The sequence below is a fragment of the Leeuwenhoekiella blandensis MED217 genome, assembly GCF_000152985.1.
GTDB classification, from domain to species: Bacteria; Bacteroidota; Bacteroidia; order Flavobacteriales; family Flavobacteriaceae; genus Leeuwenhoekiella; species Leeuwenhoekiella blandensis.
Map to the genome: position 1 here is coordinate 2,486,461 of NZ_CH672395.1, position 24,347 is coordinate 2,510,807.

The 24,347-nt window shown below is 39.3% G+C and carries 20 protein-coding genes and 1 pseudogene; 9 read left to right on the plus strand and 12 right to left on the minus strand.

Going from position 1 to position 24,347, the window contains the following annotated elements; all coding sequences use genetic code 11:
* Both MED217_RS19235 and MED217_RS10730 read right to left on the minus strand, forming a co-directional pair.
* Window positions 1-618, minus strand: a pseudogene (locus MED217_RS19235) (IS3 family transposase); the annotation flags it as partial.
* Window positions 619-1,024: 406 nt separating this feature from the next.
* Entirely contained in the window at window positions 1,025-2,041 is a 1,017-nt protein-coding gene (locus MED217_RS10730; protein WP_009780543.1) for a hypothetical protein, read from the minus strand.
* A gap of 185 nt (window positions 2,042-2,226) precedes the next feature.
* Between MED217_RS10730 and MED217_RS10735 the strand changes: the two genes are divergently transcribed.
* The gene (locus MED217_RS10735; protein ID WP_009780544.1) at window positions 2,227-2,727 is read left to right on the plus strand and encodes an OmpH/Skp family outer membrane protein; all 501 of its coding nucleotides are present in this window, start codon (window positions 2,227-2,229) and stop codon (window positions 2,725-2,727) included.
* 198 nt (window positions 2,728-2,925) lie between these two features.
* Here MED217_RS10735 and dnaK read toward each other — a convergent pair whose 3' ends face one another.
* The gene (gene dnaK / locus MED217_RS10740; RefSeq protein ID WP_009780545.1) at window positions 2,926-4,842 is read right to left on the minus strand and encodes a molecular chaperone DnaK; all 1,917 of its coding nucleotides are present in this window, start codon (window positions 4,840-4,842) and stop codon (window positions 2,926-2,928) included.
* Between the two features lie 242 nt (window positions 4,843-5,084).
* Window positions 5,085-6,356: a cystathionine gamma-synthase family protein gene (locus tag MED217_RS10745; protein ID WP_154648933.1), complete on the minus strand. Its 1,272-nt coding sequence runs from the start codon at window positions 6,354-6,356 to the stop codon at window positions 5,085-5,087.
* 122 nt (window positions 6,357-6,478) lie between these two features.
* Here MED217_RS10745 and MED217_RS10750 point away from each other — a divergent pair, with 122 nt between their 5' ends.
* The gene (locus tag MED217_RS10750) at window positions 6,479-6,940 is read left to right on the plus strand and encodes an Lrp/AsnC family transcriptional regulator (protein WP_009780547.1); all 462 of its coding nucleotides are present in this window, start codon (window positions 6,479-6,481) and stop codon (window positions 6,938-6,940) included.
* 1 nt (window position 6,941) lies between these two features.
* On the opposite strand, the gene MED217_RS10755 is transcribed toward MED217_RS10750, so the two are convergent.
* Window positions 6,942-8,216 (minus strand): Y-family DNA polymerase, encoded by a 1,275-nt coding sequence (locus MED217_RS10755; RefSeq protein WP_009780548.1) that lies wholly within the window; start codon window positions 8,214-8,216, stop codon window positions 6,942-6,944.
* Window positions 8,216-8,590, minus strand: a complete 375-nt coding sequence (locus tag MED217_RS10760) for a S24 family peptidase (RefSeq protein ID WP_009780549.1) — start codon at window positions 8,588-8,590, stop codon at window positions 8,216-8,218. The genes MED217_RS10755 and MED217_RS10760 overlap by 1 nt, the downstream gene beginning before the upstream one ends.
* 115 nt (window positions 8,591-8,705) lie before the next feature.
* On the opposite strand from MED217_RS10760, the gene MED217_RS10765 reads away from it, so the two are divergent.
* A complete protein-coding gene (locus MED217_RS10765) occupies window positions 8,706-10,139 on the plus strand; it encodes an L-serine ammonia-lyase (protein WP_009780550.1) in 1,434 nt (477 codons plus the stop codon).
* Here the strand turns inward: MED217_RS10765 and MED217_RS10770 are convergent.
* Both MED217_RS10770 and MED217_RS10775 read right to left on the minus strand, forming a co-directional pair.
* Window positions 10,136-13,426 (minus strand): ankyrin repeat domain-containing protein, encoded by a 3,291-nt coding sequence (locus MED217_RS10770; RefSeq protein WP_230199294.1) that lies wholly within the window; start codon window positions 13,424-13,426, stop codon window positions 10,136-10,138. The two genes, MED217_RS10765 and MED217_RS10770, sit on opposite strands and share 4 nt — an antisense overlap.
* A 260-nt stretch (window positions 13,427-13,686) precedes the next feature.
* Window positions 13,687-14,136 carry a hypothetical protein gene (locus MED217_RS10775; RefSeq protein ID WP_009780552.1) on the minus strand — a complete coding sequence of 150 codons (450 nt, stop codon included), beginning with the start codon at window positions 14,134-14,136 and terminating at the stop codon, window positions 13,687-13,689.
* 136 nt (window positions 14,137-14,272) lie between these two features.
* On the opposite strand from MED217_RS10775, the gene panB reads away from it, so the two are divergent.
* The gene (gene panB, locus MED217_RS10780; RefSeq protein ID WP_009780553.1) at window positions 14,273-15,091 is read left to right on the plus strand and encodes a 3-methyl-2-oxobutanoate hydroxymethyltransferase; all 819 of its coding nucleotides are present in this window, start codon (window positions 14,273-14,275) and stop codon (window positions 15,089-15,091) included.
* A gap of 12 nt (window positions 15,092-15,103) precedes the next feature.
* Entirely contained in the window at window positions 15,104-15,811 is a 708-nt protein-coding gene (locus MED217_RS10785; RefSeq protein ID WP_040532759.1) for an RluA family pseudouridine synthase, read from the plus strand.
* Window positions 15,812-15,814: 3 nt separating this feature from the next.
* Here MED217_RS10785 and MED217_RS10790 read toward each other — a convergent pair whose 3' ends face one another.
* Window positions 15,815-16,684 carry a DMT family transporter gene (locus tag MED217_RS10790; protein ID WP_009780555.1) on the minus strand — a complete coding sequence of 290 codons (870 nt, stop codon included), beginning with the start codon at window positions 16,682-16,684 and terminating at the stop codon, window positions 15,815-15,817.
* Window positions 16,685-16,707: 23 nt separating this feature from the next.
* Entirely contained in the window at window positions 16,708-18,270 is a 1,563-nt protein-coding gene (locus MED217_RS10795; protein ID WP_009780556.1) for a hypothetical protein, read from the minus strand.
* Between the two features lie 127 nt (window positions 18,271-18,397).
* Between MED217_RS10795 and MED217_RS10800 the strand changes: the two genes are divergently transcribed.
* The 4 genes from MED217_RS10800 (at window position 18,398) to leuB (ending at window position 22,775) form a co-directional block, all read left to right on the plus strand.
* Window positions 18,398-19,570, plus strand: a complete 1,173-nt coding sequence (locus MED217_RS10800; RefSeq protein WP_009780557.1) for a 2-isopropylmalate synthase — start codon at window positions 18,398-18,400, stop codon at window positions 19,568-19,570.
* Between the two features lie 95 nt (window positions 19,571-19,665).
* Window positions 19,666-21,051: a 3-isopropylmalate dehydratase large subunit gene (gene leuC, locus MED217_RS10805; RefSeq protein WP_009780558.1), complete on the plus strand. Its 1,386-nt coding sequence runs from the start codon at window positions 19,666-19,668 to the stop codon at window positions 21,049-21,051.
* The gene (leuD, locus tag MED217_RS10810; RefSeq protein WP_009780559.1) at window positions 21,052-21,636 is read left to right on the plus strand and encodes a 3-isopropylmalate dehydratase small subunit; all 585 of its coding nucleotides are present in this window, start codon (window positions 21,052-21,054) and stop codon (window positions 21,634-21,636) included.
* Between the two features lie 23 nt (window positions 21,637-21,659).
* A complete protein-coding gene (gene leuB / locus MED217_RS10815; protein ID WP_009780560.1) occupies window positions 21,660-22,775 on the plus strand; it encodes a 3-isopropylmalate dehydrogenase in 1,116 nt (371 codons plus the stop codon).
* Between the two features lie 101 nt (window positions 22,776-22,876).
* On the opposite strand, the gene MED217_RS10820 is transcribed toward leuB, so the two are convergent.
* Together MED217_RS10820 and MED217_RS10825 are read right to left on the minus strand one after the other, a co-directional pair.
* On the minus strand, window positions 22,877-23,404 hold the full coding sequence (locus MED217_RS10820; protein ID WP_009780561.1) for an SRPBCC family protein: 528 nt from the start codon (window positions 23,402-23,404) through the stop codon (window positions 22,877-22,879).
* Window positions 23,405-23,469: 65 nt separating this feature from the next.
* Window positions 23,470-24,231, minus strand: a complete 762-nt coding sequence (locus MED217_RS10825; RefSeq protein ID WP_009780562.1) for an oxygenase MpaB family protein — start codon at window positions 24,229-24,231, stop codon at window positions 23,470-23,472.
* Window positions 24,232-24,347: the final 116 nt, after the last annotated feature.

Consider the following 24,347-nt stretch of genomic DNA (forward strand, 5'->3'; position numbering starts at 1 on the left):
GTCAAATAGGGCATCTCTGCCTATTTTAACTCCCATCCTTTTGAAACTCAACCTTGAGTAAATAATACAGTTTACGAGTGCCTAGCCTTGGCATTTGCCGGCGGACCCTTAAAATCAGCGGTTTGATTAAAGCAAGTTCATCAGCTCTTATCTGTTCTCGCTTTTCTGATTGATAGACAGCCTGTCTGCTTATCCCAAACAATCTGCAACAACGTGACAGGCTTAGTCGGTGTTCTTGCCGGATTCGTTGGATTGATTGGGCAAATGCTTTTTTCGAATAGAAGTTCCGTATTGCTGATCTGAGATGTCGATCATCGTGTTGAGAATCTTATTTTTAAGCTTCTCATCTGATAGCTCTTTTTCAAGCCTCTTGATCTTTTGAGCAGGTGTTTCTTTCATTGTGTTACAGGTAAGTCTTGTCTTTGGTTTACTCCAGTCTAAGTTACCGTGTTTGCGTAACCAAACCAAAACAGTACTCCTTCCTTGAATACCATATGCTTTTTGGGCTTGCTTATAAGTCATTTCGCCCTTTTCTACCTGAGATACAACCGCCAATTTAAAGCCTAAATTGTAATCACGCTGAGTGCGTTTCTTCTCAGCTCCTTCTGAGTCTTTCATAAATAAGTCGAATTTGTGTCAACTTATTTCAGGACGGGACATAAGTTGGAAAAAAGTCTGTTACTTCGGTGCAGACTTTTTTAGTTTTGGCTACTAAAGGTTCTATACCCTATCTGCTTTTTCGATTCATTGCTTGTATCCGCTCTAACCCCTAGCCTTTTAATTTAAAGCATCACTACTTGGTTAAAAAAAGACCCGGCATCAAAAAAAAATGGTCTATAGTTATACCGAAATAACTAAAGCATTCTTTTAAAAGTATTCACAAGCATACACAATTCAGTTTATATAGCAGATCTCTTGATTGTAAGGCTTAAAATTCCTTCTATTCTATTATTTTTAATACATTATTCTGAACACTTCTATATTCCTTTCTAAATCTTCCTGAAGTAAGAAAAGTAAATCATTTTTACTGTTGCGGAACCTGCATTTTTCTTGGTTTGACGACAAACGGTGTAAACCAATCCCAAGTCAATCCAACAGAAAACCGTGGATAGCTGTCAACAAAACGATAATTGTAATCATCAAAACCAAAGCTAAAACGCGCCATAATTCCCAAATCGCCATCCCAGGGATACAAAGTGGCACTGGTCTCTGATCTATAAATTTCAGCAGAAGGATGTACATCAGGATGTAAGAAAACACGCTGAGTTAAACTGTAACGCATTTTCTTTAAATGTGATGTAAACTCATACCAGGCCTCAATTTGATGCCTTCCGTAGATGTTGATGTCTTCTGGATTGTAGCCTCCAAACTGAAACACACCCAAAAAACGATTATGATAAATTTGGTAAGCAATTGTAAAGGAATGCGATTGCAAGGGATAGTTGTCTTCATCAAAGGTATTGATGCGGTAATTTAAAGAGAGTCGTGTGAGATTGGTAGAAAAATTACCTGAAGAACGATTGAGTATTTCAGCAAGATTCGTATCATCTGTGATATCCTCATAAAGTGCCCTACTCTCCGGGGTATTATCCTCAAAATCTTCACTAAAAGCCGATTTGCTTTGACCATTAGAATAATGCCCACTTTCTATTGCTGCAGTTAAAAAATTGTTGTTTTCGGTTTTAATGATCGATTGCCAGCCCATAAAAGCTTTGTACGACGGAGTTTTCACAGGTTTTGAATTGGCATCATAAATACGCAAATGCGGCTGAATACTCAAATACACCGCATCACCGGCAACTATCGTATCTCGATTAAGCGCTTCTCTTATGTCATTATAAATACTGTAATACACCACAGGTTTTGCCTCTAGAAGTATGCGTTCATAAGGATTATTACCAGATCCTGCTGCCAAAAAAGGTCTTTCAGCAATAGGGAAATAGTCCTTAAAGCCTTTTGCTGACTTACTGTTTTGACCAAAACAAACCAAAGCACCTAAAAAGAAAATAACAGAAAAAATACGGTGTAGTGTAAAACTCATAGAATAGCAGATATGTGATGTACGGAAATAGATTTTTAAAATCGTAAAATTGCAAAGAACCAAAACATTAAGCCGTAGGTTTAAGAATATTTTGAGTTTTGGCCTAAATATTGAAACGCATCTAAGAAACAAGCGTCTTTAAAACATACGCTGAATAACGAATTAAAATTGAAATATCCCCAAATATGAAATTTAAGCACCTTGCCTTCCTTTTATTACTTACCGTGAGCAGCATCGCATCAGCACAGGGAACTGTTGCCCACGTCAATATGGAAGAAGTAATCAATCTTATGCCACAAACCTCACAAGCTGAAGCCGAGCTTAACCGACTAAGACAAGCCTATCAACGTGATTTTGAGACTTCGTACCGTGAATATCAAGCGAAGTTTGTAAAATATGAAGATGAAGAATCTACGCTTTCTCCTGCGGAAAATGAAAAGCGTAAAAGCGATCTCGAACTCATTGAACGTAATCTTGCACAAACGCAGCAAAATATTGAAAAACAAATCGCCGAAAAAAGAAAGGTTCTTTTTGATCCTATTAAGCAACAAGCACGCGATCTCGTAACAAAGGTTGCCGATAACCTTGGCTTTCTTTACGTCTTAGATTCTTCTAAAGATACCGGACTAGTTATGGCAAAAGGAAAAGATTTAATGTCTGAAGTTAAACGAGCTTTGGGAATGTAATTAAAGCTCCCGATTCTAAAAAAATTAAGACAAGCGCCCTAGGTATTATACCTGTTAGCGACACCCGTAAACTACCTTAGGGCAAGCCTCGGAGTATTGAACCCTTTGGCGGTGCCAATAAAAAAGCCCGATGCATTAGCATCGGGCTTTCTAGTATTAAACAACCAATCTAATTGGTTACTCTCAAATTATGAAGGTTTACTTAACCTCTTCAAAATCTACGTCTTCTACATCACTTCCTGAAGATCCTTCAGCATCACCACCGGCTGCTTGACCAGCATCTGGTCCCGGTTGTGCTCCGCCTTGCGCTTCAGCTTGAGCTTTGTAAATCTCTTCAGAAGCTGACTTCCAGATCTCATTCAAGTTATCTAGAGCAGGCTGTACTTTTTCTACCTCTCCGGTAGCGTGCGCCTTTTTCAATTCTTCTAAAGCACCTTCGATTTTGGTTTTGTTATCTGCAGATAATTTATCACCAGATTCTTTCAATAGTTTTTCAGTTTGAAAAACCATTTGATCTGCTTCATTCAATTTATCTACTTTCTCTTTAGCTTTTGCATCTGCTTCTGCATTTGCCTCCGCTTCAGATTTCATCTTTTGAATTTCTTCTTCTGTTAAACCTGAAGAAGCTTCAATTCTGATATCTTGTTTCTTACCAGTCGCTTTATCCTCTGCACTTACTTTGATGATACCGTTTGCATCAATATCAAAAGTAACTTCAATTTGAGGAGTACCACGCTGTGCTGGTGGAATACCGTCTAAGTGGAAACGACCAATTGTTTTGTTGTCATTTGCCATTGGACGCTCACCTTGCAGTACGTGGATTTCAACACTTGGTTGGTTATCAGCTGCAGTTGAGAATACCTGAGACTTCTTCGTTGGGATCGTAGTGTTTGCTTCGATCAACTTAGTCATCACACCACCCATAGTTTCAATACCTAAAGAAAGTGGCGTTACATCTAATAATAATACATCTTTTACATCACCAGTTAAAACACCACCTTGAATTGCTGCACCTACTGCTACAACCTCATCAGGATTTACTCCTTTACTTGGCTTCTTGTTAAAGAATTTCTCAACAGCTTCTTGAACTGCAGGTATACGTGTAGAACCACCTACAAGAATAATCTCGTCGATATCGCTCTTAGAAAGACCTGCTGCTTTAAGCGCAGACTCACAAGGCTCAATAGTTCTTTTTACTAGATCGTCAATCAACTGCTCAAACTTAGAACGAGTTAATGTACGTACCAAGTGTTTTGGTCCGCTTGCAGTAGCTGTTACGTAAGGCAAGTTAATTTCAGTTTGATTTGAAGAAGAAAGCTCAATTTTTGCTTTTTCAGCAGCTTCTTTTAAACGTTGAAGTGCCATAGGATCCTTACGAAGATCCATATCTTCTTCTGCCTTAAATTCTTCAGCTAACCAGTTGATGATTTTGCTATCTACATCATCACCACCTAAGTGTGTATCACCATCAGTAGCAAGTACTTCAAATACACCGTCACCTAATTCTAGGATAGAAACGTCATGTGTACCACCACCAAAGTCAAATACAACAATTTTTTGATCACTATCTTTCTTATCAAGACCGTAAGCAAGTGCTGCAGACGTAGGCTCGTTGATGATACGCTCTACTTTAAGACCTGCAATCTCACCAGCTTCTTTTGTTGCTTGACGTTGAGAATCGTTAAAGTAAGCAGGAACAGTAATTACGGCTCCGGTTACTTCCTGACCTAAATAATCTTCAGCTGTTTTCTTCATTTTTTGAAGAATCATTGCTGAAAGTTCTTGTGGAGTATATAAACGACCGTCGATGTCTACACGAGGAGTATCGTTATCTCCTTTTACCACTTGGTAAGCAGAAGCTTCAACCTCTTTAGAAGACTCGCTAAATTTATTCCCCATAAAACGCTTGATAGAAGAAATCGTTTTGGTTGGGTTTGTTACAGCTTGTCTCTTTGCAGGATCTCCTACTTTAATTTCTCCTCCTTCTACAAATGCTATTACAGAAGGGGTAGTTCTTTTACCCTCTGCATTAGGTATAACCACCGGCTCGTTACCTTCCATCACGGCAACACAAGAGTTAGTTGTACCTAAATCAATTCCTATGATTTTACTCATTATATATAATTTTAAGTGTTATTAATTTTTGTTCAGCCTGTTAAAGTCAATCTTTGTGCCACTAGAAATTTGCTGACAAGCTGTCAGAATTTCTTTAATGGCAAGTCAGCAAGTCTGCAAAAATGCGCTCAATGCGTATAGGTTTGCTACGGAAATATGAACTGAATCAATTAGACTCGAAACCAGAGATGTTAGAAATGCAAACGATTTTGTTTTAAACAGTAAACAGAAAACAAATAACCTTAAACCTGACGTAACGCATTTTCAATATCCATAATAAGATCTTCTTCGTGTTCTAGACCTATAGAAAGACGAACCAGTCGCTCGTTGATACCCATAAATTCTTTTATTTCAGGATCAAGCCCCACGTGGGTCATTGTGGCTGGATGCTGCCCTAAACTTTCGGTACTACCCAAGCTTACTGCTAATTTTACCAGTTTAAGACTGTTCAGAAATTTAAAAGCTTCGGCTTCTTTACCCTTAACCTCAAAAGCAATCATGGCTCCCGGAGAAGTATATTGTCTTTTATAAAGTGAATAAGCATCAGAATCTTTAGGTAAGCACCCCAAATAATATACTTTCAAAATTTTAGGATGTTTCATTAGGTATTGGGCAACTCGCTCTGCGGTGCGCGCTTGCTGCTCCATACGTACTTTCAAGGTTTCTAAACTACGTAGCAATAACCAGCAAGTATGCGGACTAGCCATATTCCCTAAAAATGTACGCAAAACTTTAATGCGTTGCATCACTTCGTCACCACCTAAAACAGCGCCTGCGATCAGGTCACTATGGCCTCCCAAATATTTGGTTGCTGAATACATCACAATATCTGCACCGTGCTCCAACGGACTACACCACAAAGGTCCCATATAAGTATTGTCTGTAGCCAAATAAACTTTTTTAGCATTGCTGCTAAAGCGATCTGCCAATCTGCGACACATCACAATGTCTATAAGTTCGTTCGTTGGATTCGCCGGAGTTTCAATGTAAATTAAACTGAGCTTATCGGCCTTTCCACTTTCTTCTATAAGTTGAGCAATATCCTCTTCACTATGATCAGGTCTGAAACCTATGGACTCTACTCCTATTTCCTTTAAAAAGTGATTGATAAAATGATCGGTCCCACCATAAGTTGGTCGGCTGTACAACAACATATCGCCAGGCTTCAAAAATTCAAGCAATACCGTACTTATGGCAGACATCCCACTTTCAAAAACCGCACATTGATCTGCCTTATCCCAAAGCGCCAAACGGTCTTCTAAAATCTCAAGATTGGGATTGTTGATGCGGCTGTAAATAAGACCCAATTCTTCCTGATCTGCTTTTTCACGCAAGCCGTAAGCCACTTCAAAAAAAGCTTTTCCGGCTTCGGCTGTTTTAAATACAAAAGTTGAAGTTTGAAAAACAGGTGGCTTTATCGCGCCTTCAGAGAGTTCGGGCTTATAGCCATGGGTCATCATTAGACTTTCAGGATGCATAGTTGTAGTTTTTAAATTGTTTGGTAAAATTACCATTTACAATACTCCATTTCTGCATTAATGATTAAATCAATAATAATTCCTTTTTTTATAATTTTAACAGGAATTTATTGTTTAATACAACCATTTAAAGCGCTTCCAACGGAAATTTTCCCACTATGAAACTAGATGATACAGATAAAAAATTGTTAGCCATTCTTCAAGAAGATAGTAAGACCAATATTAAAGAGGTTGCTTCACAACTGAATCTTACCAAAACGCCTATTTACGAACGCATAAAAAGGTATGATCAGGAAGGCATAATTAAGAAGTATGTGGGTGTTCTTGACACCACCAAATTAGATACTGCCATGGTGGTTTTCTGCTCTGTTTCCCTTGAAAGTCAAAAGCTAGATGCTTTAGAATCATTTGACAAGGCCATAGCCAATATTCCTGAAGTGGTCGAATGTTATCTGATGGGTGGTGCCAACGACTTTTTACTTAAAGTTGTGGTTAAAGATTTACAGGCGTATCATACTTTTTCATCAGGGAAGCTGGCAGCCTTGCCTAATGTTTCTCAAATAAAAAGCACCTTTGTTTTAAATGAAGTAAAGCGATCTACAGTGATACCTATTTTTTAAATTAATATGCATCAATCGTAAGCAGCTCACCCCATTGGGTGGTGTACCGCGGACTACGATCATTTTTAATCAATTCCCATTGATTCATACGATTACCAACCAATGCTGAAGAGACCGTTGATTTTCCAAATTTCTGGTTGATCTTATCTATCGTATTCATAAGATCGGTGCGAGAGGCAGGAATTTCTGCATCAAACAAACTGGTCTGTACATATTCTTGTGGAATAAGTCCGCTTAAATTAACACCTACCTTTTTGTAGCGATAATCCGGTTTGTAAATACTATAAAGAGCTTTTTTAGCCTCACGGGTGAGTATATAGGTGTTATTTGATGCTGTAGGCAAAGTCACTGTGATACTTTTAGAATATTGCTTGTCGCGCTCGCTGTGATAATTGGTTTGCAAAAACACCTGTATATATTGAGCACAAGATTTTTGTTTTCTCAAAACCTCGCTTACCTCAGCGATATAATAGGCACAGGCTTCTTCAATTAAATCAAGGCTGGTGAGTTTTGAACCAAAGGATTTTGCAGTGCCTATCGCCTTTTTTGCTCGGGGCAATGTCTCTAAAGATAAGCAAGACTCACCGCGTAATTCACGCCAGATACGCTCCCCTACTACCGTCATATTTTTCCGAACCCAGTCTAGCGAAACTTCATAAGCAAATTGATAGGCCATAAAAATGCCTTTTTTATTAAGGCGCTCTCGGTGCTTTTTACCAATACCCCAAATATCTTTTAATTCTGCGTGTTTTAAAGCCTGAATGCATTTTGCTTGGTTATCAAGCACACAAACGTGGTCATAGTTTTCAATCTTTTTAGCCATTCTGTTTGCCAGCTTTGCTAAAACTTTGGTTGGTGCAATACCTACGCCAACGGGTAAACCTGTATAGCGAAATACGGTTTCTTTGATAGAAGCCCCATACTGCCGCAGATCTACAAAGCGCATATTCGATAAATCAACAAAAGATTCATCTATACTGTAAATCTCTACTTCCGGAGAAAAGAGTTTCAACGTATTCATCACGCGCTGGGACATCTCGCCATACAATGTGTAATTAGAAGAAAAAAACTCAACCTGATTTTCAATCAATAGTTTTTTGATCTTAAAAACAGGTTCAAACATAGGTATATCAGTAAGAGCCTTAGCTTCCTTATTGGCTGCAATCACACAGCCATCATTATTACTCAATACAACCACCGGTTTTCCCCATAAATCTGGACGAAAAACCTGCTCACAAGAAGCATAAAAACTATTGCAATCTACTAGTGCAATCATTATATCTGATGTATAACATAGGTAATCACACCCCAAAGCAATTGCTCTTCCGTTTCTCCTGAAGTCTCATTCCTATTAAATTTAACAATCTTAAATTCACCATCTTTTACTACTACAGCGAGTTTACCGCGAGAAGCAACCATAGATCTATCAACTATAAGAACATCACCATTATTTATTTGAAATTCTCTGTATCCATCGCCTTTAACGCGTATAAAAAAAGTAGCATCTCGGTTACGGGTTAAAATACGATTAAGATCAATGCGACTCTCTAAATAGTGTGTTGCCGGACTAGGAAAGCCTGTTTGCTCTGAACTTCCTGCCTGGTGTACTTCGTCGGGTACCTGTACGCGTGCTACATCTTCAAATTCCATAAATCAAAATTATGGAAATATTCCTAATTAATGGATTTAATCCTGTTAATTAACAAATGTGCTATTTCAATTTCAGCTATGCTAATTATTCTATATTTGAAACCAAATTTCTCATATGCGCAAAATAGAAAGCATCAGTGTTTTTGATATGTTGAAGATAGGCGTTGGCCCTTCCAGTTCCCATACTTTAGGTCCGTGGCGCGCTGCCCGCAGGTGGATTACCAAATTGAAGAAAAAGAACAATTTTGATAAAGTTGAAAAAATCACGGTAGAACTATACGGCTCCTTGACTCTCACAGGAAAAGGTCACGCAACAGACATTGCTGTTCTTCTAGGTTTAGAAGGTCTTGACCCGCAAAAGTTTCCTATTGAAGATATCAGTGGTGTTATAGATCGTATTAAAAATGAGAAACAATTAAGCTTTAACAGCGAGCGTCCCATTGAATTTGATGCTGAAACTCAAATTATTTTCAACAAGAAATTCAAACCCTTTCATCCTAACGGAATCACGTTTAGAGCGTTGTTAAGCTCAGGTAAACGTACCACAGACACGTTCTACTCTATTGGTGGTGGTTTTGTAGTTCAAGAAGAACGCAAACGCGCTAAAGCCAAGCAAAAATTATTAAAGAGTTTTCCCTATCCCATACAGTCTGGAAAAGAATTACTGGCGTTTTGTAATGCTGAAAACTTAAAGATCTCAGAACTCGTTCTTGAAAACGAAAAATCGCTGGCTTCTGAAGAGGAAATCAATTTTAGACTGAAGGAAATCTGGAAGGTAATGCTCGACTCTATGTATACCGGCTGCCACACCGAGGGCACTTTACCGGGCGGACTCAACGTACGTCGTAGGGCATTTGACTCACATAAGAATCTGATAGGCGACTGCGCCTACAATAACGCCGAAGAATGGATTACCGCCATACGCGGCACCGAAGTAAAATTTAGACAAATTCTCAAGTGGGTTTCCTGCTTTGCGCTTGCTGTAAATGAAGTAAACGCTTCGCTAGGTCGGGTGGTAACTGCTCCCACAAATGGTAGTGCGGGTGTGATTCCCGCCGTGATGATGTATTATATGGTTATTGAGAATCACGATGCAAACTTTGAAGATATTAGACAATTTATGTTGGTTGCCGGTGAGATTGGTAGTTTGTTTAAAAAAGGTGCTACTATTTCTGCAGCAATGGGAGGCTGTCAAGCTGAAATCGGAGTTTCAAGCGCAATGGCAGCCGGTGCCTTAACCGAATTGATGGGCGGTACTCCCGAGCAGGTTTTAATGGCAAGTGAGATCGCTATGGAACATCACTTAGGACTCACATGTGATCCCATTGCAGGATTAGTACAAATACCCTGTATTGAGCGCAACGCAATGGGTGCGATAAAAGCCATAAATGCCTGTGAAATGGCATTAGACACCGATGCAAAAAATGCTAAAGTCCCACTTGACAAAGTCATTGAGACGATGTGGCAAACCGCAAAGGATATGAATTCAAAATATAAGGAAACCAGTGAAGGTGGTCTGGCAGTAAATGTAGCGTTAAGCGATTGCTAGCGGTAAACACTATCTTTTAAGAGTTGCTTGATGCTTCTATCTTGTGCGTAATCAAAAACCGTTTGTTTTTTGACCGTTTGAGCTTCGGCTAGAGCACCTTTTTCTAGTAATTTTAGAATGATTTTTTTATTAGGGCTGCCACCTTTTACAGCCCAATGCAGTGGCGTCTCTCCTATTTTATTTTTGGCGTTGATATTCAACCCAAAATTTAAAAGTTGGTCTACGAGTGCTACATCTTGATCCTGCGCTTTATAAACAACAAAATGCAATACAGTGTTGCCTTCATTGTCTTTGGTTTTAGCATTGAGACCTGTCGCTAACATTACCGGCACTGCCTCTTTAAAATCAGATTTTAATGCTTTAAAAATATCTTCCTCAGCAGGGATCCCACCTTTAGCAATAGCCAGTTTTAACAGATCGATTTGTTTCGCATCTAAGGCAACCTTATACGCATAATCGGCTGCGTTTAAACGATCTATTAAGTGAGATACCACAACTGGCATTTGATTCTGGACTGCATTAAGAAGGAGTGTATTGGTCAAGAGTGAATCTTCGGCACGCTCCATCAGTTTTAGAGCGATTGCTTCGTTCTTAGAATCAATTGCGGTGGTTAGGGCTGCTGAATTGACCTGCGCACCGTAGTTCAAATTGGTTTCTACAAGTTGGGGGTCCTTCAACTCGATCAAGTCTATCATTATCGAATCTGGGTTGATCTGGCGTGTTTCAAGTAACACTTTAGTAAGCTGAACGTCCTTGACGTTCGATGCAATTTTAAGCAGATCAGGATTTTTTACAACGGCTCCCTTTTCAATCAAATACGCTACTATAATGCTATTGCCCGAAAGTACAGCTACCTCGAGGCCCAATTGCGGATCTGCATCTTTTGAGATCAACAACTCAACCAATTCTTGATTTCCATTTTTGACGACACTAGCTAAATGTTTACCGGCATCTACTTCTGCCTCTTTCTGCTGAAAAACATACTTTACAAAATCAGTTTTATTATAGTCAACAGCAACAGCCAAGGCCGCTTTGGGATTTCCTTGAAAACGATCTAGACTTTCTTTAAAAAGAGAAAAATCGTTTTCTGTTGCCGCGTATGTAAAAACCGAATCTACATTAGCGCCTTTTTCCAAACTCAATCTAATTGAAGCTGTATTTTTTAAAGTAATAGCTTGTTCTAAAGCATAATCAGCCCAGTTTTTTTGTTCTAAAGCCAGCGCTAAAATCTCTAGGTTATTATTAGAGATTGCGGTAGTTATGACCTTATTTGATAACTGCGCTCCTTCTTTCTTCGTAAAATAAGTAAAAAGCTCTGTATTATCAGCTTCGGTAATAACTTCGAAAACCTGAGTAGATGCTGGCGTCACGTTTCGAATTTGGTTGAGGATCAGTGTATCTTCAACGTGTAAAGCTTCAGCTAAAATTGTCGCATTCGCTTCGGCTCCAAATTCAATAAACTGTTGCACAAGATCAGTATCCCCATGGGTAACTGCTAACGCTAACATTTCAGTATCTGCAGTAAAATGGGTGATCTCATCGCTCATTAAAGCTTTTACCGCTTTGTAATCTTTATTTCTAACCGCAAATGCAACATCATTATTTACCGGTTTTGCACCTTCTCTGAGCAAGGCATAAATCACCTCTGGAGCACTGAAAGCAACCGCTTTAAATATCATATTATTCTTTGGTTTTGCACCCCGTTCTAGCAAAGCTAAAGCCTTTGCTTTACTGAAATAATCCGGATCAAAAACCATATCCAGATCGCTTATTGTAGGTCGTACTCCTAAATCAAAAATCCTATTAAGCACTTGAGCATCTTCAAAATTCTGCACTGCAGCGGCAACAACACCATTTACACTGCGCGAAGCTCCGTTGAAATACTTTTCAGTCAGTGCTGTCGTATCTCCTCGTGCAGCTGCCGAAACCAATTCTGAATCTAAAGCATAATTATAAAAATTGCCTGATGCTACGATGGTCGTGTTCTCTTTGACTTGCTCTAAACTGTATTTAATGGTAAATACATCCTTATCGATGGTAGTGATTTGAACTTCTTTAACTACCGGCTGGAGCAATGCCTCTTTAAAAGATGTCCTAGCGGTTTCTGGCCCGCTAATGAGTAATGTCGTTCTTTGATCTCCCTTGACCAGTTTCTTTGTGTCGTCCCATATACTTACGTAAGCACCTTTGAGTTCCTCGGGAGAGACCGTAAAATCAAGTACTCTATTCAGTGCAATCTCCTCATCGGTGAGCAAGGTATTTAAATCGATTCCCTGATATTCTATCAGCGGTTTAGACGTCATAGGGTCGCCGTTGGCCTTAAAACTTCCAAAGAAAAGATCGCCTACATAATTGGTGCGCGAAGCTTCTTCAGCCGATCCCGTACTATTTTTAACCACTGAAATCACCTTTTGCCGAAACTGCAAGGAATATTTCTGAAAGAAGGACGAAGAGCTTTCTTGAGCCTGCCAACTTTTCACTTTAGCCTTTGCGTGATCAATTGCTTTTTGAAGCAAGGCTTTCTTTTTCTGTAGATCCTCAATTTCAGGAAAATTTTGAACCGTGAGCAACTCAGAAAGTTCGGCATATTGAGCGGCAATGATCACCGCATTTTTAGGATTGAGCGTTTGCTCCCAGCGTTTGTCCCAAAACTCATTTGGGTTTCCACCTCGAGTAAAGCGTTGCGGCTCACCTAATGGAATATAAGGATCAGTCAGTACCTCACCACGTTGTTGCTCACCTATAGCGATGCGTAATTTGGTTTTAAACACCTCTTCAGAATGTGGTGAATTGATAAAATCTGTAGAATTGATGCTATTACGGGTAAGAAAAAATCCGCCATACGTAACTTCTGTAGTATAGTGCGTTCCAAACCAACTCAAAAAACCTTCGGCAGTCACATCACGACCAAGCCGCATGACTGCATCCTTAAAACCTTCTGAAAGCGCTATTTTAGGTAGTTTTTTCGCAAATAAGGCTTTTTTTCGTAAGGTATAAACATAAAGCTGCTTGTTGTTTTTTTCAGCATCTGCAGTGCCCTTGTACGCTTGCGAAAAATGTGCAGAGACGGGAAGACCTTCTGCTTGAGTACTAAGAATAGTATGTTCAAAATCGTGAGCGGTTTGTATAAATTCAAAACGTAATTCTGAATCACCTGGCGTCTTTATTTTTGCAATTTCATCAAAAGCTACCTGCTCAAAAATTTCACCTTTTTTTGGACCAATAACCGATTTACGAGCAGGATCTAGCACATCTAAGAAGCGAATATCCACACTAAATCCAGGCACTTTCAAGGAATCTAAGCTTTGCTGTGCAAAGCAAAAATTGAGGCTTAAAAGAAAAAATGTATAATAAAAATGACGAGAAGCCCTCACGGTCTATAAGTTTACTATTAACGCTAAGAGGGGATTATTAAGGGACTTTGAAGATAGTTAAATACCTGAAATACACCAAGCTATTTACACTATAATCGAGACTTAAATGTTCTGAGGCTTGCTTCGAAAATAAACATTTTTCTCATCAATGCTTGCGGCTTAACTAGGGCAGTTTAGTCACAGCTTTGCCGGTTTCTGGTGTCAACGATATAGAATATTTTCCAAGAACCTTCATCCCAGATCATTTGAAAATTATTGACACCGCAATGGCTTAACTCACTATTGATATAGAATTCATAAGGCGTCCACACATTGGCCATAAGCGCATCAGAACGGGTTTGATAGTCGAGAATACGCTCTTCAAAATTTACATTTTCCGGTATGCCGGCGATTGACTTGAGAAAGGAATCAAAACTGCTTGTAGAAAGTTTTAACTCTCCGTCTTTACTCATCCCAATAGATTGCATCTTTACTGAATCATACATCAATTCTTTCATCGCCAGCGTGTCCTGCTGATGAAAGGCATTAAAAAAGGCTACCACTACTTCCTTAGCTTGTTCTGGCTCTTGTGCCTTCAGATTAAAAAAGGAAAGGATACAGATGAGTGTAAAAATTGTTTTCACAGTAGTATAGGTTTTAAATTTTTATTGGAATACAAGGTTTTGCATTGACCTGCTGATTGTCGCTGATATCAACGCTTACTTTGTGGGGCAATACGTGAGTAATTTACTACTTTTACGCGCATTTAAAAATTGTGCTATGTCAGCAGCAAAAAAAGAATACAAAAGAATTACGGTTAAGTCTTTAACCGAAATGAAAAGTCAAGGTGAGAAAATCGCAATGCTTACCGCGTATGACTATACTACAGCCAAAATTCTAGACCGTGCAGGAATCGATGTAATCCTCGTAGGAGACTCTGCATCCAACGTGATGGCGGGCCATGAGACCACGCTACCTATCACTTTAGACCAAATGATCTATCACGCTTCGTCAGTTATTCGCGCAATAAAACGCTCGCTGGTAGTGGTTGATCTTCCTTTTGGAACCTACCAAAGTGATCCTAAAGAAGCGCTTCGTTCTGCAATTCGTATTATGAAAGAAAGCGGTGGTCACGCGTTAAAACTAGAAGGCGGAAAAGAAATTAAAGAGTCTATCAAACGTATTTTACACGCAGGAATTCCAGTGATGGGACACTTAGGTTTGACACCACAATCTATTTATAAATTTGGTACCTACACCGTACGCGCTAAGGAAGAAGCTGAAGCACAAAAACTGAAAGAAGATGCGCTACTCCTTGAAAAATTAGGCTGCTTTGCGGTCGTTCTTGAGAAAGTACCGAGCAAATTGGCTAAAGAAGTAGCTGAAAGTCTTACGATTCCAGTAATAGGCATTGGTGCCGGTAACGGTGTTGACGGTCAAGTGCTTGTAATGCACGATATGCTTGGAATGAGCAAAGAATTTAGTCCGCGATTTTTACGTAGATATCTAGACCTTCATACGTTAATGACCGGAGCTTTTGAGCAATATATTACCGACGTAAAAGCGGTAGATTTTCCTTCGGAAGACGAACAATACTAAGTAGCGGTACTACTGAAAAATCAAGCCATACATAGCACAAAAGACAATCTTCAGGTTATTTATGAGGACAATCACATAATTGTCGTTAATAAACGACCCGGAGATATTGTGCAAGGTGACAAAACCGGGGATAAACCGCTTAGCGAAGTTGTAAAAAGCTACATTGCTGAAAAATACAATAAGCCAGGCGCTGTTTATCTGGGCGTTGTGCATCGTTTAGACCGCCCCACCAGTGGTATCGTGATCTTCGCGCGGACGTCAAAAGCACTACCCCGACTCAATAAATTATTTGCTGCCAAAGAAGCGAAAAAAACCTATTGGGCATTAGTAAAAGAAAGTCCGCCTAAAACTTCAGATAGGCTTGTTCATTATTTAAAACGAAATCCTAAGCAGAATAAATCGTACAGTCATATTAACGAAGTTTCTGATAGCAAAAAAGGGATTTTAGAGTATCGCGTGCTTAAGGAGTTGAACAACTATACCTTATTGGAAGTTGACTTGCACACCGGACGACATCATCAGATTAGATCGCAATTATCGGCCATTGGTTGCCCGATAAAAGGAGATTTGAAATACGGTTTTGACCGAAGCAACCCAGATGGAAGCATTCATTTGCATTCAAGAAAATTAACGTTAGTACATCCCGTACAAAAAAAGGAAATGACGTTTATTGCCGAGCCTCCATCTGAAGATGCACTATGGCAAGCTTGCCTAAAATAAGTTTTAAGACTTCTTCTTTGCTGTACGCAAACTTTCAATAACCACAGCGCTGATAATCAACAAGCCTCCTACTAATGTAGCTAATTTAGGAACTTCATTTAAAAAGAAAATTCCTAATAAAATACCATAGACAGGCTGCACACTGCTTATTATACTCGCAGTGGTAATAGAAAAGTACCTAAAGGTCAGCAAAAATAGCGTGTGTCCTAAAGCTGTTGTCAAGAGCGCCAAAGCCAAGATCCACATAAAATTGTCTTGCAAGGCTTCCATACTTGTTTGAAATGAAAGCGGAATCAGTAAAACTCCAATGATCAAGGCTTGGTACATCATTAATAAACTTCCATGGTATTTAGCGACTTGTTTTTTCATTAAAATATTCCGCAAGGCATAAGCTAATGCTGAAGCTAAACCAAACGCTACCGCTTGTGTATACTGATTTTCAAAATCAAAATCAGGAATGAGAAATGCGATGCCGGCAAGTACCAGCAATCCTAAAAACAGGTGAATTTTCTGAAAAGGTAATTTCAGCAATAAAGGTTCTAAAATGCTGGTTAAAGCCGGGTAAGTAAATATCGTGAGCATCCCAATTGCCACATTACTCAATTGCAAAGCTTTGAAATAAGCCACCCAATGGATGCCCATTAAAATTCCACCGAGAAATACCTTTAACCTATCTTTCCTTTCTATAATTAAACTGATCGATTTCCACTTTAGAAAAAGCAACAGGAAAACGACCGCTAAAAGTGCGCGCCAACCAATCGTTACCACCGGCGGTAAAGTAACCGCTCTCCCCAAAACACCGCTGGTGCTGACCAAAAGCATCGCCAGATTGAGCTGTAAAATATTTTTGAAATAGGAATTTTGCGTTTGCATCAAAGCAGAAAAATGTAATGAAATTATCGGTTAAGTAAAGATGCTTTTTCTTTGATGATATCGGCAACGGGCCGGTTTTCAATTCGGCTGTCAAGCCAGGAAAGAATGTCAAGATAAAGAAAAGCACGGCGCTCATACGGGTCATCTTCATAAACCTCTAGTCTGCTTCTCAATTTTTTAAATTCATTCTTCAATTCTCCCGGAAAAATATCTCCCAGATTTCTTAAGAACTTAATCATCTCCTTTTGCACCTCGTGTAGATCATCCATCTTGATCAAGAATTTATAGGTGCTTTTCAAAAGGGTTTCCAAATGATAGTCCATTCCGGCTTCATAGTGCGCAACCAGATTGAGAATACGTGAAAAACACATCAAATCCTCACGCATTTTGAGCGATTTATTGTTGATGATTTTGCCAAGATATTCAATACACTTTTTGTTTTGGCCATTACCAAAATACAGACTAGCAATCTTGTAATAAAACACCATAATGTGATGCTCATCCATACGTTGTCCAGACTGCTTCAGGTATTTTTCAATCTTTTCTATAAGTCCGTCATCGGTAGAAAAATCACCTACCATAAATTTGTGATTCAGCTTATGCGAGTAAACATACAGAAACTCCAAAATCTCCAAGTTATCACTATGCGGAAAATCTGTAGATTCCAAACGCGATTCTAGTCGAGCAAGGACTTCTTCAAATTTGGTGTGATGTTTCAAGAAGAATAATGACTCTAGCAAATAATGATTCCCCTTGAGGTAAAACACTGGATTACGTGCGATCATCGCTGGCGTCTCTTCAAACAATTCAACATAACGTGTTGCGTACTTAAAACACGATAAAAAATCCTGAATCAGGAAACTATACCAGAGGTAAGCTTTATTCAACCAAAGCTTCTCCCGAAACCCCAAGTCACTCATTTTATACTTGGGCATCGACTTTGTAAAAAAGTTGGTAATCTCTCGTTTTTCATCATCACTACGCACATAGCCCGTTTTCAACATCAAACCATAAAGCTGCAGCGAAAGATTAGAGAGCTTGCTGGTCATCAAATTCTGCTGACTCAAAATTTTTGCCTCATTCGCCAGTTCTTCTGAGCGCGTGCTCATACTGCGCGTGATGTACTGCGACTCGATGACTTTCTCAAGTTCTACGATCTCATAGGCCACATTTTTCTCTTCGTTCTCAATCGCCATATGCTTGGCTTTCTCCAACAATTTAAGGCTTTGTTGATATAAGCCTTTTTGATAGAGCACCGTGGCAAAATCTAATTGTTCACGTATTTGTACCCGAATATTTTGATGCGCCGGACTCAAGCGCAAAGAGATCAAAATCTGTTTATAGAGATGCGCTTTAAGATTAGAAAGCTGTTGTTTTTTGACAATATTTTGCTTCAAAATGATGCTTTCATCATAGTTGCTCATTTTATCAAGCAAGTTGAAAAGCTGTAAATACTTTGAATCTGCATTTCCGTCAAGGCGACCTACATAAAGTTTAAATTGTCGTTTTTCTGACTTGGACAACGACTTTATCAAAACGTAAAGCGAATCTTTTGAATCATTTGCCGTTGTAATGATTTTACGCATAAAACATTGATTATAAGTAATTTAAATAAAGACGTTTTTACTTAAACATCGTAGGTTATTTTGCTTTGGTCTCCTCAAAAGTACTACCAATATATATATTCACACTTAAATTGAGAAAAAAAGCACTATGACCGATAACAAAGTCCAAATTTTTGACACGACGCTTAGAGACGGGGAGCAAGTCCCGGGCTGTAAATTAGACACACAACAAAAGCTAATTATCGCAGAACGTCTCGACCTGCTGGGTGTTGATGTTATTGAGGCCGGTTTCCCTATTTCTAGCCCCGGTGATTTTAAATCTGTTGAAGAAATTGCGCGTTTGGTTAAAAACGCCACGGTGTGTGGTCTTACCCGTGCCGTAAAAAAAGATATTGAAGTTGCTGCCGAAGCCTTAAAATATGCGGTTAAGCCACGTATTCACACAGGAATTGGTACCAGCGACTCACACATTAAATACAAGTTTAAGTCCAATCGTGAGGACATTATTAAACGTGCTTACGATGCTGTTGCTTATGCTAAAACATTTGTTGAAGATGTAGAGTTTTATGCAGAAGACGCTGGCCGTACCGATAATGAGTATCTGGCGCGTGTTTGTGAGGCTGCAGTAAAAGCAGGTGCAACAGTACTTAACATTCCTGATACCACAGGATATTGCTTACCTGAAGAATACGGAGCAAAAATGAAATACCTTATGGAAAACGTTAAAGGTATTGATAAAGCCATTCTATCTTGCCACTGTCATAATGATCTGGGCCTTGCAACTGCCAACTCTATTGCCGGTGTGGTCAATGGTGCGCGCCAGATAGAATGTACTATAAACGGAATTGGTGAACGTGCTGGTAACACAGCGCTTGAAGAAGTGGTGATGATCTTGCGTCAACATCGAGATTTAGGCCTTGACACCAACATCAATTCACGTCTACTTTGGGATACCAGTAAAATGGTGAGTGACAAAATGGGAATGCCGGTACAACCTAACAAAGCAGTTGTGGGCTCTAACGCCTTTGCTCATAGCTCGGGTATTCACCAAGATGGTGTGATCAAAAATCGGGAGACTTACGAAATTATGGATCCTGAAGAAGTTGGTGTTACCGAAAGCGCCATCATTCTTACCGCGCGTAGCGGTCGTGCTGCCTTAGCCTACCGTTCTAAAAAAGTAGGGTATGAATTAACCAAGCTTCAGTTAGATGATGTTTATGAGGTCTTTCTTAAATTTGCCGATAAGCAGAAAGAAATTCATGATGAAGACATTCATGAAATTATGAAAGAGGCAAAAATTCAGACACAAGTCGAAGCATAACACATTATAAATTAAACTATTAAATAAGGATTCTTGAATTAGAATCCTTATTTTTTCATATAATCTAAGTGTTCTTAGGAACCAATTAAATTAAAATGGCAGGAAAAACCCTATTTGATAAAGTCTGGGATGCACACGTGGTTGACACGGTGCCTAATGGACCACAAGTACTTTATATTGACAAACACCTTATTCACGAGGTTACTAGTCCGCAAGCTTTTTCAGAATTAGAAGAACGCGGCATACCTGTAGCGCGCCCGGATCAAATCGTGGCGACCGCAGACCACAACACGCCAACCGTAGATCAACACTTGCCGGTGCGTGATGTATTATCAAGAAATCAGCTGAAACAACTTTCAGAAAACTGTGAAAAGCACGGGATCACGCTTTATGGTCTTGGTCACAAATACAACGGAATCGTGCACGTAATGGCTCCCGAATTAGGAATCACCCAACCGGGAATGACGATGGTTTGTGGAGATAGCCACACCTCTACTCACGGTGCTTTTGGTACGATCGCTTTTGGTATTGGTACCAGCCAGGTTGCTCAGGTTTTTGCGAGTCAGTGTTTATTACTGACTAAGCCAAAAAGTCTACGGGTAAACGTAAATGGAAAATTAAAACCCAACGTACTTCCTAAAGATGTAATTCTTTATGTGATCTCCAAAATCGGTACCAACGCTGGTACAGGCTATTTCTGTGAGTATGCAGGAAATGTCTTTGAAGAAATGTCTATGGAAGGCCGTATGACGGTTTGTAATATGAGTATTGAAATGGGTGCGCGAGGCGGAATGATCGCTCCAGACCAGACTACTTTTGACTACGTTCAAGGTCGTGAGTTCGCTCCGGAAAGTGCAGAGTGGGAAGAAAAATTGGCCTACTGGAAAACGCTTCCTACTGATGACGATGCGGTTTTTGATAAAGAATACTCATTTGATGCAGAAGACATCGAGCCAATGGTTACTTACGGTACAAACCCGGGAATGGGAATTAAAGTTACCGGAACCATTCCAGATAAAGAGGATGTAAATCTAGATAAGGCACTCGCTTATATGAACTTTAAAAAGGGAGAAAGCCTTATTGATAAACCTATCAATTATGTATTTATTGGTAGTTGTACCAACTCTCGTATTGAGGATTTCCGCATTGCGGCAGATTTTGTAAAAGGAAAACAAAAAGCACCAAATGTAAACGCTTGGTTAGTTCCGGGATCACAGCAAGTAGCTAAGCAACTTATTGAAGAAGGATTAGATAAAGTCTTTACTGAAGCTGGTTTTGCATTGAGACAGCCCGGTTGTTCTGCTTGTTTAGCGATGAACGATGATAAAATTCCGGAAGGTGAATATTGCGTTTCTACTTCAAACCGAAACTTTGAAGGACGACAAGGACAAGGCGCACGTACGATTTTAGCGAGTCCGCTTATGGCCGCTGCAACCGCCGTAGCCGGAAAAATTACAGACATTACAAAACAATTAAACTAGATGGAAAAGTTTACAAAACTTACCGATACGGCTGTTCCGTTACCTATTGAAAATATAGATACAGACCAGATCATACCTGCGCGCTTCTTAAAATCTACCGACAAAAAAGGCTTTGGCGATAATGTTTTTAGAGATTGGAGATTTGATCAAAAAGGAGAAAAGAACGAAGATTTTGTTTTAAATGATCCTACGTATAGCGGTCCTATTTTGGTTGCCGGAGATAACTTTGGTTGCGGTTCAAGTAGAGAACATGCGGCTTGGGCGATTGCAGGATATGGTTTTAAAGTAGTGATTAGTAGTTTTTTTGCAGATATTTTTAAAGGAAATGCACTCAATAACGGTATTCTTCCTATTCAGGTAACTCCGGAATATCTAAAAGAACTTTTAGCACTTGTTACCGAAAAGCCTGACACAAAACTCACCATCGATCTAGAAAACCAATTATTGAGTACCCCTGCGGGCAAACTTGAGTTTGAGATCGATCCGTATAAAAAAGTTTGTATGATCAATGGATATGACGACATTGATTTCTTAATCAGTAAAAAAGAAAAAATAGAAGCTTTTGAGCAAGAGCGCAGCTTCTAATTTGAAAACATAAAGCAGCACTTATGAAATTTAACATAGCACTTTTAGCAGGAGACGGTATTGGACCAGAAGTTACAGAACAAGCTGTAAAAACTCTTGATGCCATTGCAGACGTCTACAACCATACTTTTAAATTCAACAAAGCGCTTGTAGGTGCTTGCGCTATTGATGAAACGGGAGACCCACTTCCTGAAGATACGATCAAGTTGTGTCAGGAAAGTGACGCGGTACTTTTTGGTGCTATTGGTCACCCAAAATACGACAACGATCCTTCAGCAAAAGTGAGACCTGAACAAGGTTTATTAAAGCTGCGTAAGTCGCTTGGTTTATTCTGTAATATTAGACCGGTAAAAGCATACGAGCGTTTAATCGAAAATTCTCCTTTGAAAAAAGAGATCATCAGCGGGACCGATATTTCTATCTATCGTGAGCTGACCGGCGGGATTTATTTTGGTGATAAGCATATAAGCGAAGACGGACAAGTAGCTAGCGATGGCTGCTCGTATTCTGTAGAAGAAATCACGCGTATTGCACACCTAGCGTTTAAAGAAGCACAAAACCGAAGAAAAAAATTAACGCTTGTAGATAAGGCTAACGTATTAGAAACTTCGCGTTTATGGCGTAAAACCGTTACCGAGATCGCTAAGGAATATGAGGATGTAGAACTCGACTTTTTATTTGTAGACAATGCAGCGATGCAAATGATCTTAAATCCAAGTCAGTTTGATGTGATCTTAACCGAAAATCTTTTTGGAGATATCATTTCTGATGAAGCATCGGTAATTGGTGGTTCTATCGGGCTATTGGCTTCTGCATCTATCGGAAGCACTGTAGGAATGTTTGAGCCTATTCACGGTTCGTTCCCGCAAGCAACCGGTAAAAATATTGCTAACCCGCTTGCTTCTATCCTTTCTGCGGCAATGATGTTGCGCCATTTGGATCTTCACAAAGAAGCAGATGCTATTGAGAAAGCTGTCGAAAAGTCTTTAGAATTAGGCATCACTACTGGCGATATCAATCCTAAAAAACCATATAGCACCACAAAAGTAGGTGACTTTATTGCTGACTACATCACACATCCTGAAGATTCTAATCGTAATTTTAGAAACATTCACGCGGGACAAAGCACGATTATCTAGGGATAGATTTTAGATATTAGACATTAGATTCTAGACCTGAGATTTTAGAATAAAAAAGCGACCTTTTGGGTCGCTTTTTTTATGTTTTAATTTTCAGTTTTCTAACTATCCTCAAGAATTTCCTTTAGATTTTTGAGTCCGGCTTCAAAGTCTTTGCCTACCATTTTATCCATACTCATAAAATGACTCACGATCGTAAACGGAAAATTATATTTCCCGCTAAAACCCCAGGCGACGTTGGTGATACCGGGATTAGGTGTGCTCACCGCCAACCACGCATCGCTGGTACTTTTCATAGGTTTAATAAACCGCAACTGACTTTCAATACGTTTACCGGGAATAATCCCTGTGATCTCTTGTTCGCCGCTTCCTACCTCTTTATTTCCATCCCATTTTGAGATGAATCCTACGGTACCGTCGACACCCTCATAGGATTTATTCATATCGGGATCTTTTCGATTCCACGGGGACCATTGATCTTGATTTTTTAAATACTTCAAATATTCAAAAATCTTATCTGCAGGTTTTTGAATATTAATATCACGCTTAACAACGTATTGCTTCTTAGCTGTCACATGCAGAATAGCGATTAAACCCAAAATTGCGACGAGGATATAAACGAATAACATATTAAATTGTTTGAGGTTGCTACAGACTAAAGTAGAGAAATTTTAAATGTAATTCTCAATCTTTTTTAAACAACCACCTCCAGAGCTGCAATTTCCTTTTTATAGCTTTTGGGTAATAAAACTGCTTTTACAAGCACGTCGGCCTTTAGGAATCTACTTAACTTATAAAGCGGAATAAATCCTGTTAACCAAGAAAACGAACGCATGCTCAACAATTGGCGTACACGTTGGGGCACAAGTAGTTTTTGGGCTTCGATTAAGAAGAAATACCGCGCACTTCCCAAATGCTTTTTAAACTGTTTAAACAGATCTTTAGTGTATTTACTATTCTTTAAATCCTGCTGAATGTGTTGCTCCCGCTGTTCAAGCCAATCGGTATACTTTGGTTGGAGCTCTTTTAATTTCATTTGAACTCCGAAACGATAAAAAACATCATAAACCTCCTGTTTTTCTTCAGCAGAAAGTTTGCGCTCCAACAACTCAAAAGCCGCTATCGAGTAATGAATAAGCATAAACAAAACATCTCGATAGGCCCAATCGGGTATCGCACCACCCCTATTCTGCTCTACCGACTTATGAATATGGTAGATAGAATCTATGGTTTTGAGCGCGTATTGCTCTTCAGCAAAAATGATTTTTCTCGCATAAGTCACCGTTGAAAATAACCGGCCTAAAGGATCTGCCGGAAGTTTCCCGGTAAAATACAACCAGTCTACAGCTTTATTCAATGCAAATTCTGCAGCCGCCCCGGCAAAAATTAAAAGAACCGTATCGCTTTTACCCCAAATGGTTCTTACTATAGAATCCTGTTTTACAAACTGCTTCATCGCTATCGCTGTTAGATACTAAAGTAACGAAAGTAAAGTATAATTCAATTCTAAAACTCTGAAGCAATTTTAGAAAGCGAATTCAGCATATAGCATCCTTTTGGCGGTGCCAAAAA